At 29.9% G+C, this 13,665-nt stretch carries 11 protein-coding genes; all 11 read left to right on the forward strand.

The window, feature by feature from the left end; translation table 11 throughout:
• The first annotated feature begins 9 nt into the window (after positions 1 to 9).
• The 11 genes from greA (at position 10) to MPAN_RS02750 (ending at position 13,458) form a co-directional block, all read left to right on the forward strand.
• Complete coding sequence (gene greA / locus MPAN_RS02700; protein WP_176238478.1) at positions 10 to 519, forward strand: transcription elongation factor GreA; 510 nt, start codon at positions 10 to 12, stop codon at positions 517 to 519.
• Positions 519 to 1,067, forward strand: a complete 549-nt coding sequence (locus MPAN_RS02705; RefSeq protein WP_176238479.1) for a YqeG family HAD IIIA-type phosphatase — start codon at positions 519 to 521, stop codon at positions 1,065 to 1,067. Before greA ends, MPAN_RS02705 begins: the two co-directional genes overlap by 1 nt.
• Entirely contained in the window at positions 1,051 to 2,076 is a 1,026-nt protein-coding gene (locus tag MPAN_RS02710; protein WP_176238480.1) for a GTPase, read from the forward strand. Before MPAN_RS02705 ends, MPAN_RS02710 begins: the two co-directional genes overlap by 17 nt.
• Complete coding sequence (yqeK, locus tag MPAN_RS02715) at positions 2,073 to 2,645, forward strand: bis(5'-nucleosyl)-tetraphosphatase (symmetrical) YqeK (RefSeq protein WP_176238481.1); 573 nt, start codon at positions 2,073 to 2,075, stop codon at positions 2,643 to 2,645. Before MPAN_RS02710 ends, yqeK begins: the two co-directional genes overlap by 4 nt.
• On the forward strand, positions 2,629 to 2,943 hold the full coding sequence (gene rsfS / locus MPAN_RS02720; RefSeq protein WP_176238482.1) for a ribosome silencing factor: 315 nt from the start codon (positions 2,629 to 2,631) through the stop codon (positions 2,941 to 2,943). The genes yqeK and rsfS overlap by 17 nt, the downstream gene beginning before the upstream one ends.
• Positions 2,943 to 3,587, forward strand: a complete 645-nt coding sequence (locus MPAN_RS02725) for a class I SAM-dependent DNA methyltransferase (RefSeq protein ID WP_176238483.1) — start codon at positions 2,943 to 2,945, stop codon at positions 3,585 to 3,587. Before rsfS ends, MPAN_RS02725 begins: the two co-directional genes overlap by 1 nt.
• A 512-nt stretch (positions 3,588 to 4,099) precedes the next feature.
• Positions 4,100 to 10,918, forward strand: coding sequence for a DNRLRE domain-containing protein (locus MPAN_RS02730; protein ID WP_176238484.1), 6,819 nt, complete (start codon positions 4,100 to 4,102; stop codon positions 10,916 to 10,918).
• Between the two features lie 3 nt (positions 10,919 to 10,921).
• On the forward strand, positions 10,922 to 11,365 hold the full coding sequence (locus MPAN_RS02735) for a hypothetical protein (protein WP_176238485.1): 444 nt from the start codon (positions 10,922 to 10,924) through the stop codon (positions 11,363 to 11,365).
• A gap of 78 nt (positions 11,366 to 11,443) precedes the next feature.
• Positions 11,444 to 12,031, forward strand: a complete 588-nt coding sequence (locus MPAN_RS02740; RefSeq protein ID WP_176238486.1) for a hypothetical protein — start codon at positions 11,444 to 11,446, stop codon at positions 12,029 to 12,031.
• A gap of 10 nt (positions 12,032 to 12,041) precedes the next feature.
• Positions 12,042 to 12,545, forward strand: coding sequence for a hypothetical protein (locus tag MPAN_RS02745; protein WP_176238487.1), 504 nt, complete (start codon positions 12,042 to 12,044; stop codon positions 12,543 to 12,545).
• A gap of 58 nt (positions 12,546 to 12,603) precedes the next feature.
• Positions 12,604 to 13,458 carry an RHS repeat-associated core domain-containing protein gene (locus MPAN_RS02750; protein WP_176238488.1) on the forward strand — a complete coding sequence of 285 codons (855 nt, stop codon included), beginning with the start codon at positions 12,604 to 12,606 and terminating at the stop codon, positions 13,456 to 13,458.
• Positions 13,459 to 13,665: the final 207 nt, after the last annotated feature.

The raw sequence follows: 13,665 nt of genomic DNA on the forward strand, positions 1-13,665 counted from the left end.
AGGAATAAAATGGCTGTAAAACAACAACAATTTCAATTAACCCAAGAGGGTGTTGATAAACTAAAAAGCGAGTTACAATTTCTAAAAGAAGTCAAACGACCTGAAAATATAGAATCATTAAAAGAAGCAAGAGCACAAGGTGACTTATCTGAAAATGCAGATTATGATGCTGCAAGAAATGAACAAGCTAGAATAGAATCAAGAATTCAAGAAATCGAAACAATCGTTAAAAATGTTAAGCTAATTAGAAAAACTGCTGAAGATAAAATTAATATTGGTAAATCAGTAAAAGTTTTATTTGTTGATCGTAATGAAGAAAAAACATTTGATTTAGTAGGTAGCTTAGAAGTAGATCCTTTGGTTAATAAAATATCAGTAGAATCTGCAATTGGAAAAGCATTATTAGACTTTGCTCGTAAAAAAGAAGAAAGCGAAGATAAGAATGTAATTGGTAGCACGATTACTGTAAAAACTGAAACTGGAAAAATATTCGACATTAAAATATTGGAAATTAGTTAATGAGTCTATATCAAAAATGTATTCCGGATTTTTATTATCAATCCATTTTTGAAATTCCATATCAAACATTAAAGGAACAAGGGATTTCTACCTTGTTTTTTGACTTAGATAATACAATCATTGGTTATGATGAAGAGATATTATCTAAAGAACAAATTGATTTAATTAATGAGTTATTAAAATCATTTAAAGTCGTTATTTTATCTAATAGTGGTAAAAAAAGAGTTTCAAAAGCGTTAAGTAACACTGACTTTGATTATGTTTATCATGCTGTTAAACCGTTTAAATTTGGATTTAAAAAAGCATTGAAAATAAGCCAATCAAAAATCGATGAAGTTATGGTTATAGGTGATCAGATGATGACCGATATCTTTGGTGCACATCGCACCAAAATTAAAGCGTCTTTAATTAGAAGCGTTAAAAGAAAATCAGATCGCAAGATTACTCAGTTTAATAGAAAAATCGAGAAATTCATATTAAAAAGAATACAAAAGAAATACCCTAAACTTTATCAAAGCAGGTTAGAACAATATGTCAGTGACCATTAAATGTAAAGGATGTGGAGCAACACTCCAAACAAAAGATGTTCAAAAAGTTGGATATGCACTAACTCTTGATCATGATTACTGCCAAGCATGTTATAAACTGCTTCATTACGGTGATGTTCATGAACATTTTCATCCAGAAGATCTTCCTAAATTAAGCCAAGATGCAGTTGTCTTTATGGTTAGTTCGGTTCTACATTTAGATATGCTTTTTACATATCCAGTATACAGATATGAACCAAATCTAAAATATGTTTATCTAATTAATCAAATAGATTTACTACCAGAAAGTACAAATCTAGATGAAATGTTAAAAAATATGATCATAAGAGCAAAACAAATGCGCATACCTTACCACGATATCATCATGATGTCTGCTAAAAACCCTTATGATATTAAAAATCTTGAGGTTTATATGCAAAACTTTTCAGAGAAGAACTTATATTTAATTGGTGTTCAAAATTCTGGGAAGACCACAATATTCAAAGCATTAACCAAAGATACACATGCACTAGCGTTTTCTAAAGCAGGGTTAACTCAAGAAGCATTAATTAAAAATATAGGTAAACGTCAAATATATGATATGCCTGGATTATATCAAAAAGGGTATGTCCATCAATTTCTACCTTATCAAATATATAAAAGACTGATTCCTCAAGAAACCATTAAACCAAAAATATATCAACTTAAAAAAGATCAAACACTTTTTTTAGAAGGACTTGTATCCATAAGTGTTTCTAATGACAAACAAACAGTTGTATTATATGTTAAAAATAGTTTGAATGTTCATAAAACAAATATTACAAAAATAGAAAACTTATTAAAAGAAAAAGAAAATAATTTTGATATTTATGTAGATGATTACGAAGAAAAAAACTTTAAAATTACAGATACTAAAATGCAATTAACGTTCGCAGATATCGGATTTATGCATATCCAAGGACCAAATACCATCAAGGTTACTTATCCTAAAGGCATGCATATTAGTTTATCGGAGGCACTATTTAAATGATCAATGAAGTAAGAAGAAAAGTTGAAGCAAAATTAAAAAATGATCCAGAGAGATTAAATCATGTCATTGGCGTCTATGAGACATCTTTGAAACTCGCAAAAATCTATAAAGTAGATGAAAACTATGTCGCAATTGCCAGTTTATATCATGACTATACAAAAAACGATAGCATAGAAGATCAAATTAAATTATTAAATCAAGAAGACATAAAAAAATATAAAGACTATCCTGTTATATATCATGCGCTAAGTGCTGCAAAGCAATTAGAAAAAGATTTTAGTGTTAAAAATGAAGATATACTAAACTCAATAAAATCTCATGTATGGGGAAGAGCATTTATGTCAATTTATGAGAAGATCGTATTTGTTTCAGATTACTGTGAACCAAATAGAGTGTTCATAGATACAACTAGCTTATATGCACTTGCAGTTAAAGATATCGATTTAGCAGTATTAAAGTCTATGGAACTCACATTAAATTATTTAAAAAGACAAGGCTTAAAGCCAAGCAAAGAACAAATAGAAGCTTACACGTATTACATGGAGGTAAATAGTGAAAAAGTTAAATAAAATAGTAGAAGCATTAGAAAATTTAAAAGTTAAAGATTTAGCGGTATATGATTTTGAAAAAACATCACCGTTTTATGATTATTTTGTTATATGTACAACAAATGAACGTCAAGGCTCAGCAGCAATCAATCACTTAAAGAAAGCATTAGAAGCTGAAGAGATTAGACATATCGAAGGTAAAGGTGGATCATGGGTTCTAATTGATTGTCATGAAGTCATTGTTCATTTATTTACTGAAGAAGATCGTCAGTATTATGCATTTGATAAACGCTTAATGGATGTCAAAAGGGTTAAATAATGTTTTCAAAAATATATGATGCGCTCATGAGTGATATTGATTATGAACAAATCTATACCTTTTTAAGTCCTTATCTCAAAGCAGACGATGTCGTTTTAGATGCTGGATGTGGTAGTGGATATTTATTACAAGAATTACTTTTGCATCAAGTAGACGCAATGGGTATTGATAATGATGATCAAATGCTAAGTCTTGCACAAGACAGATTACAAACTTCAAATCTAAGAGCTCCTTTGTATCATCATGACCTAAGAGATAAACTAGATATAAAGGTTGATGTAATCGTTAGTTTCTTTGATGTCATGAACTATTTAAAAGGTATTAAACAAGTATTTTCTAATATCAAAGATGCTCTAGCACCAAATGGTCTATTTATCTTTGATGTGTATCAAGAATCAGTCTTAGATGATTATGATGGATACATAGAAAATGATAACGAACCTTTTGATTATCAGTGGTCTATAAAAAAAGATCAGATGAAGTTGAAACACAAAGTAATTACAAACCAAGAGATTTATGAATTAACTCAATATGTAAAACCTCTTTCGTATTACTTAGATATTTTATCATCCTTAGGATTTAAAGATATACAGGCTTTAAAAGGACCTGACATAAGAAAACACTATATCATCGCTAGTTTATAGCGATGATTTTTTTAAAGAAGACACTATAAAAAGAAAGTGTTCTATAAAATTATAAGTACTTAGATATAGTAGATGCTTTAGATTTTTTTCTATAGTAAGAAGAGTTAAATACACTAAAAAAGATTAAATTATAGTTCGTGTATGTATTGCGGAGATGACTCTGATGTAATGATTTAAATAAGAATGATCATAACTAAAATATTCATACAAAACGTTCGGGCTATATAAAGAACAAAGAAAACATTGAAAACTGAAAGACAAGTTAGTCTTAAACAGGCACGTCTGCCTGTCATTAACTACCATGAAACATTTTATTCGGTAGGCTTAAATCCCAAAACTAATGTTTGTATCAAAATCCCTTAGAAGGTAAAATATAAAGTCTAATATATTTATCAAAGATATTGCAATATCCTATTTATATAGTAATCAAATATTCTATTTACTTTTTTTATTTTTCATGATAATATGCAATTATAATAGTTTTTCAAACTAAAATGGGGAGAAAATTAAATATGTTTAAGAAAGAACCTTTAAAGAATCAACAGATTTTGGTTTTAGTAAGATTGCTAAATGCAAGTACAAAAATGCTTGTTTTTTTAGCATTGTTTGGGCAACTGTGGAGTTTAGTACCATGGAGTGCATTTCAAGTACAAGCTGCAACGATTGACAATCAAGAACTTATAACAGATCAGCCTTCATTTGATAATTATCCAACAACGACGGATCCTGACTTTGATCAAAGTCAAGTAGCTATAGAATCTGAGATGATAGATGAGAGAACAGAAACATCTAAAACGTTTCGTAAAGTAGATGGTACATATGAAGTAGCCATGTATAACAATGTTATTCATTATCAAAAAGATGAAAAGTGGGAAGACATTGACAATAGCTTATATGATACTGGAAATGAGTTGGAAAATAAAGCTAATAAGTTTCAAATTAAGTTTCCAAAACAACTAGATGACAATAAACAAATCAAATTATCCCAAGGTGCGTATAGTATTGATTGGAATATTCTTGATATAAATTCAGCAGAAGTTAGTTACAATCAAGAAAAAAAGAGTTCTGATAACCTTAAAGAACTCACAAATATAAGTCAATCAGTACTTTATGATAATGTACGACCTTTTACAGATGTTGAATATATTGTTTCTGGTAACAAGGTTAAAGAAAACATTATACTTAGTCAATATGTACTTGATTTTAGTATGACCTTTGAATATAAGTTAAAAAATTTATCATTGATTCAAGATGAACAAGGAAATATCATATTTCTAAATGATAACAATGAAACAATTTTTTCTTTCATTGATTTAATCATGTTTGATAATGATTTAAATGATTCATCAGATATTGATCTTCAATTAATTGTTACTGGTAACAAAACCTATCAAATATTTTTGACACCAAGTGATGAATGGTTACAAAAAGCAAGTTATCCTGTTGTTATAGACCCTACAATAAGCAGTGTTGAACAATCTATAAATATCTATGATACATATGTATCTGAATCTTCACCCAACTCAAACTACGAGAATTATTCATATATAGCTGTATCAAATACAACGATTTATAATGAATATAGAGGTCTCTTTTCATTTGATATACCAGTTCTTTTGATGGATAAAGAAATTGTTCATTCAACATTTACACTAACAAGTAATTCAAAAAGCATGGATAGAATTATTGGATTGTATGAAAATAACTCAGCATTTGATGTTGGTGAAGTTGATTGGTATAGTAGACCTTCACATTCATCTGATATGATAGATTACCATATTGTCGGATCTGATAATATATATATGTTTGATATTACAGACATAGTAAAAGAATGGCAATCCACAGGTAATGTGCAAACACCTGGTTTTACAATTAAGGATAATTATGATTATGGTGCATATAATAGTGTTAATTCAAGTGAATCTTCAGAATCTTTACAACCTGTTGTTGAATTCATATATATTGATTCTACAGGAATGAAAGATTATTGGAGTTATAGTCAACAAAACGCTGGAAATGCAGGTGTTGGATATGTTTCAGATAATACAGGAAAATTGATATTTATAAAAAATGAAGTATCTTACGAAACAGCTAAACAAAGTTTTGGATTCTCATTAATCTATAATATTGATAGAAAAGATACGAATATTGGATATGGATTGGGTTGGCAAACTAATTATAGTATGACATATCAAACGATAATTGAGGGACAAGAATATTCTATTACTGATGGAACAGGAAACACGGTTCATTATTATCCAACAACTTGTGATTCACGATTTGTATCTGACTCATATAATCAATATACGTGCTATATCGCTGAAGATGGATCAGGAAATATTTTTTATAAACTGATTAATCCTGGTACAGTAGCATATTATATGATGACAAGGCAACAGGTGAGATATAGCTTTGAAAATATGTATTTAAAACAAATAACCGACATAAAAACTTCAATAGATATTAACATCTATAGGAATCCATTAGATTTAGATGAAATTGATTATATTACAGATGAGAGTGGAAATCAAATTGATTTATCCTATAGTTCAGGAAGATTATTGTATACATATTTGAAAGTCAAACAAAGTGAAAATATTTATCATATCCTTGAAAAAGTAAATCATGACTACACTTACAAATCAGAATATGCTGATTATGCACTCTACTATACAAGAAATGATATGGACTATAATGAAGACTTAACATTTACTTCCTCACCAACCAACTATTATATTACAGATAGTTACGCACGATTGACCAGTGTATATGAAGCTTCTGGCAAAAAGGTAGCATACACGTATTATGAGGGAAATACCTTTATCGATAAAGTGTGGACAATCAATCAGTATGTTGATCAAATTGATTTATATAGCACAATTGAGTATTATTATGGATCCAAGATGACTATAATGACTGATCAAAATAATAATTATATCATTTATAAATTTGATAATTATGGACATACAGTTAATATACTTGATAGTTATGGATATGCACAATCTTTTAGTTATCTAAATTTATTTTCGGGATTTATTGATGGATCAAGTACTCTAGTGCTTGATGGAATACCCAATTATAATTGGAATCATCAATTGTTGTCTAAATCTGATCCTTATAAAACTATAGAAAATGTAGTTCAAAACTACAGTTTTGAAACGAGCAAAGAAATGGATATATCATGGATGCTAGATCAACCTAGTTATCCACTACAACAAGATTACTCAAATTTTTCATGCGATACTTTTTTATATGGAGATTGTTCAGCAAGACTTCTAGTTCCTGATGCACAGCATTACGGGTCCTACAAACAGACAGTTGTTTTAGATTATGGTAACTATATGTTAAGTGGCTATGTTAAAAATGATACACTTAGCGGCAATGTCAATATTTCAATAAGTGGAGATGAGCAAGAAAACATATCAGCGGATGTCGATAATGACAGTAATTGGCATTATGTAGAGGTTATTGTAGATGTTGATGATGATAATACTTTAGTCACTATAGAACTAAATAATTTTGGAATAGGTGACGTATATTTTGATAATATTCAATTGATTGAAGGATTTAGAGACACAAGGAAAAACATAGTTAACAATTCATCTTTTGAAGTTCTTGATTCCTATGGAGAACTTAGTAACTGGTACGGATTTGATTCTAGTTATATTTTTAGAACTCCAACTAGTGCATATACTAGCATTGTTGAAGAAGATATTCTTGGAGATTATGCAATTAGATTTAATGGTGATGCGAAAACACTTAGATATATTTGGAGCGATTATAACAATTATATTAATGATGATTTAGTAGATGGCACATTAACAATAGGTGGATGGGCTTATTCGAATAGCACACCAATGTCAATACAGAGTACAGATATTTATCCTGAAGTGTTTAGAATAAGAGTTGACGTTTTGGATACTTATGAGATTTATGGATCACAAGATTATGAAGATTCGATTGTATCAACGAGCTATGTTAATTTCGATACTGCAATACAAGGATGGCAATTTCAGTTAAAAGAAGTACCTTTTGAAGCGGGTAACCACATATTTTTGACTTTAGAATATGAAGGTGAAGGATATGTTTTATTTGATCAAATTCAAATGTATTATGAACCAATCTACAGCCTTTATGATTATGATATCTACGGAAGATTAGAAACTATATATAGCTCATCTGGTGAAACCACCAATCTTACTTATGAAAATGATGGTGATGAACGAGCTACAAAAGTAGAAACAGAATTTTCAACACTTGAATTAGGTATTGATGATGCTGCAGCTCTAATTGAATCTGTTACTTATAATAGTGTAACAAGTGAACAATCATTTAATTCATATGGACAGGTTACAGGAACACTTGTTGGTGATACAGATAACTACTTCACAACCTCAACAGCATATCTTACATCAGGATTTAGTCAATTTATTGCTTCAACAACTAATGAGTTTGGAAAAACAACTAACTACTACACATATACTTTAACTGGATTATTGAAAGCTATTTCAAATGCAAATGGCGACGACTTACTATATATATATGATGATGAAGGCAAATTGATTAAAGCTGTTCATGTTGATGATTATTCAGCTTATCAGAACGGGGATTCTTATTATTCGATTGTCGAATATTTATATGATTCTGAAGATAGGTTAGATAAAATCATATTAGATAGAAACAGTAGTGGAACACCGATTTATTATTATGATATTAACTACGATGCACAAGATAGAATATCGAATGTATTAGTAAATTCCACATCACTTATGAGTTATACATATGAAAAAGATGGAGATTATTATACTAATCGTATATCGACCCAAACATATGGCAATGGAGATGTAATATCATTTTTTTATGATGATGAGGGTCAGATCATAGGTGTTAATTTTGATGATACAACCAAATTCTCATATGAATACGATCAGTCTGGATTACTTGCAATTTATAATGAACATGATAATGAAGGTAATATCTTAAAATCCGAGTATTATACATATGATATTTCAGGACAACTAAGTCAAATGGTAGATTCATATAATAATACGATTCAATATACCTATGATGCTTCAGGAAATATAGAAAGTCTAGATTTCACATTCGAAGGAATGAATCAAGAAACAGAGTATTTCAACAATTACTGTTTATCATGGAATATTCAAGGTAGTTGTATAGTATCATCAACATTATACGATAAAACTATCTACGAAACTCAAGATGGTTATGATATTTCAAAACGTTATCTATATGAAATAGATAATGTGTTAAAGAGAGTGGAATATGTAAAACTATTTGAAAATGGATCATTGTTGATTGAACAATCATTAAACTATATTGGAGATACGACTAGAATTCATGATATATCTTATAGCCTCAAAGATGATGATAATCTGTATAAGTATAGTTATACATACGATGATGTGGGTAATATTATTCGTGAGTCCTATTATGAAGATGGATTTTTAAAGTTTGATAAGAACTATGCGTATGATGAGCTTAATCAATTGATTGTAGAAGATTCACGAGATTATGATATACCTTTAAGTTCAACTTTAACAGAAACAAATTACACTAAATATTATTATTATGATAATAGAGGAAATATAACTGACATTAAGACATTTTTATATGGTCAAGATGACTATGAGGAAGCAGTTGCACCCACTGAGTATGACATCAATTATGGTAGTGATCCTATATTTGTAGTAATTTCAGGCGATACAGAAATACCAGTCAATGGTAGTCTATCATTAGGATTTACATATTATAAATTAGAATATGTTATGCCTCCAAATCCAGTTACATTACCTATGGTTACCATAAAGGATTATACTCAAGTAGACACAACAACACCAGGATATTATTTAATTGATTGTATAGGTAAAGATAAATTTGGAGGATCCACTTACAATCTAGAGTTTGGCATTTTAATTACTGTAGGCACACCTAGTAGTGGGCCTACAATACCACAAGAACATATTCATTATAATTATAGTGAAAGTTGGTTGGATCAACTTGAAAGCATTGATAACATCACATATAATCAAGACGGATCGATTAATACAACAACGAGATTAGGAAATTATGAGTATGATGATCAAGGAAATCCTGATGAGATGACTGATTTTTATTACAATGGAAATCTCTATGATCATGCTGCTTTAGTATATGATGGTAGACAACTATCTATGATCACATTAACAGATGCGACATTAGCAACAGTTGAAATCGAATATTCATATAATGATCAAGGATATCGTACGAGTAAAACGATTAATGGAAGTAAAGTAGAGTATTTCTTAGAAGGGGACAAAGCTCTATTTGAAACTGATGGAACTTATGGTATTATTTATACATATGATTATGATGGTTCATTGATTAGTTTCAATTATGATGATGATATTGATGATTCTACTGAAGGTATAGAGTATTACTATATTAAGAATATCCAAGGAGATATCACAAAGATAGTTGATCATGATGGGGATATTGTAGTTAAGTATGAGTATGATGTTTGGGGAAATATCGTAAAGATAACAGATGGTTCAGGCATTAATTTAGCTGAGATAAACCCATATAGATATCGTAGTTATCGATATGATGAAGAAATTAATATGTATTATTTGAATAGTAGATATTATAATCCAGTAGTGGGAAGATTTATAAATGCTGATGGTATGTTAGGACAAGTTGGAAATGCTTTATCAACTAATATGTATGCATATTGTGCAAACAATCCAGTAATGTTCACTGATCCCAGCGGAGAATTTCCAATTTTAATTGCAGCATTCATTATAGGTGCAGTTATTTCTGGAACTGCAAGTACAATATCTCAAGGAGCAACAGATGGATGGGAAAATATCAATTGGAGCCAAGTAGGATTTGACTCATTAATTGGGGGAGTTACCACACTAGTAGGAGCAAGTGGTATAGGAGTAGTAGGAGCTATGATTGTAGGCGGAACATTAGGTTTCACTGGAAGTGTGGGATCAGATTTGATAGCTGGAAATGGCGATTGGTCTGAAGTTAATTGGACAAAAGCTGGTATTATGACAGTTGTCGGAATAGGTTTAGGTGGTTGGTCCGGATCAGGAGCTCAAAACTTTAAAACTATGAATGCTAAAATTAATCTGGGACAATCATGGGGTTCAAAATCATATATTAATTATGGAGTTTCTGTAATAGACAGAGCAGCTACATCATATGCGCGACATACAGCGTCACAATTACTAGCAAATGCTGTAAGAGGATATCAGGCACAAGCGATATCAAGAGCATTAGCATCTGCTTTATATGCAATGGGAATTTCCGAATTCATACAGGGGTAGATTATGGAATTATTTATTGTAATACTAGGAATGATATTTTGTATTTTAAATTGGTTCTTTTTTGGAACTGGACATTTTCATTTATCATTTATTGAAAAAATAAAATATAGAAAATTTAAATTGGGTAATTTTTATTTCACTCTTGTGATTTCTATTTCAATGTTAAGTCTGTATGTTATAAGTTTTTTTAATGAGCTTATACAGTTTAAAAAAATTATTTTAATTATGTTTTGTATTGAATTTGGTGGAACCATTATATATATTCTCGCTCTTGATTTAATCGGTATTAATAATAAAAACAAAGAGATAATTAAACATATTCTAGAGCAAATATCAAAAAATTCACACATGAAAAAAGATGAAATTATATATAATGTTAGAACTCAATTTAGAGAATTATCTATCAAAGATATAGAGAAACAGTATAATAAAATAGATAGATCTTAAATAGAATTCAAGATTTAAAATCTATAGACTAATTTTTAGAATATATAAAATAGTGCATATCATGCAAACAATCCAATCATGCATGTAGATCCAAGTGGAAAATCATTTTTAGCAATACTCGGAACAGTTGTATTAGGCGCTGCTGTTGGTGGTTTTGTAGGTGCGATAACTGCAGCAATTGACGGTGATGATATTGGTGCAGGATTCTTAAGTGGTGCGGTAGCGGGTGCTATTATTAGTGTAGGTCTTGCTACTGCAATAGCATTAGGTCCTGTTGTAGGAGGAGTAGTAGCTACTGGTTCAGGTTTTATGGGAGGTTATGCAGGAGATGTTGTATCTCAGGGAATGACAAAAGGATGGGATAAAATAAATGGAAATCATGCTCTTGCTATAGGTGGTGTTACTGCACTTATAACTCTAGGAAGTTTTGGTATAATGAGTTATATAGCTCGCTCAACTCCAAGCTTATTTGGCAACATGGTTAATAGAACTATACCAATAATGACAAGAGTAAATAATTCACTTTCATTAACTGCAACAACTGCTTTTTTAGCTCTTACATATGGAGCTACAGGATCCCTACTAAACTCATTGGCCAATTTATTAGTAGATGAAAATGAAGAAAGCCAAGAAAATATCATTGATATAATCGCGGGATGCGATTAAAGGAGTAATTATGGAAAACACAAAAACAAAGTTTCTTGCCTCACCATTCATATTATTTGGAATATTGTTTCTTGTTATTATAGGCTATTTTCTGTTTGTACTGACATTCATTATTTTACCGACACCAACTGAAGAAAATCGTTCTCAACTTACTACTATATTATTAGTTATAATGCTTGGTGGTTTTCCAACATTCACATTAGTATTCACTTTAAATAAGTGTTTTTCAATGATTTCCTTTGATGAAGAAGGTGTTCATAGATCACTATTTAACCATTTCTTTAAGAAAGATTTTTTATGGGAAGACATAAAAGAATTTAGAATTTTTAATAGAGTAGATCAGTGGCTTTTTATTAGTAAATTACCCACAGAAGGTTTATCATATTATCAGTTGATTAAAAACAAGGATATCATACAAATAAGTTTCACTCCAAACATTCTAAAAGCTATCAGAAAGTATTCAAGTATGAAAATAGAAAACCTAAATGAAAATCAAGATAATGAAACAGATTAATTTGTAAACTTCAGAGAACATATGTATAGAATCATATTTTTTAACAACATTCAACATTGTGTACTTAAACATAAAAAGACTGTATTTATGTTACTCCAATATTATAAATGCCAGTGGTATAACTGTTGTTCACTATGTCTATGATGCATATGGAAACATTACTAAGACAGAAGTCACATCAGGTTATGGCTATATTGCAAATATAAATTCATACACTTACCGTGGATATCGATATGATTCTGAAATTAATATGTACTATTTGAATAGTCGATATTATAATCCAAAAGTTGGTAGATTCATTAATGCTGATAAGATTATTGGACAATTATCTCACATTGGATCAACGAATATGTATGCATGTGTAAATAATAACCCTGTTAATTTTGCCGATGAAGAAGGTGAGTTTTGGCATCTAGTTGGTGGATTCGTTGTTGGAGCAGCAATTGGAACAGTCACCCAAATCGTTTCAAATGTTGTAAGTGGAAATGAATGGTCAGAGGGTGTTTTGACTGCCGCTGCTATTGGTGGGTTGTCTGGATTATTAACTGCAGCAGGTGCTGGATCTCTAACTATTGGACTTGTATCAGGTACTACTGCAGCTTTTGGAAGGCAAATTGAAGAGAATAAGTTAAATTTTTCTGAATGGAATGTTGGAGAAATGGTTGTAGATGCAGTTATAGTTGGAGTGTTAGCTGGAGTCGGCTCGTCTTATGGTAACAAAAAAATTGAATATACTTCAAGACAAATAAAGTACTGGATTAAACCTGGTTCATTTAAAACAATGATTACAGGTAATTATATGAAAAAAATAACGAAAGCTGTTGCTTATTCAGCAATTCCAGCATTAGATTATGCATTCTTAACTTCTTTGAAAGGAGATCAATATGAAAATAGTAAAATTATTATTGAATGATTGTAGCATTAGAAAATGATAAAACACTTTAATTCAGAAAGAGTATATATTTCTTTATTTATTATTTTATTGCTTTCTTTTCCTATTATCTTTAATATTATATACTATATACTACTTGAATTTATAAAAGATCCCCAAAATTTCCAATACAATTTTTTTAATATAACATTCATTAGTATTTGGATAGTATTTATATCGAATAATATG

It is taken from the genome of Mariniplasma anaerobium (assembly GCF_016865445.1).
Classification (GTDB): domain Bacteria; phylum Bacillota_I; class Bacilli_A; order Acholeplasmatales; family Acholeplasmataceae; genus Mariniplasma; species Mariniplasma anaerobium.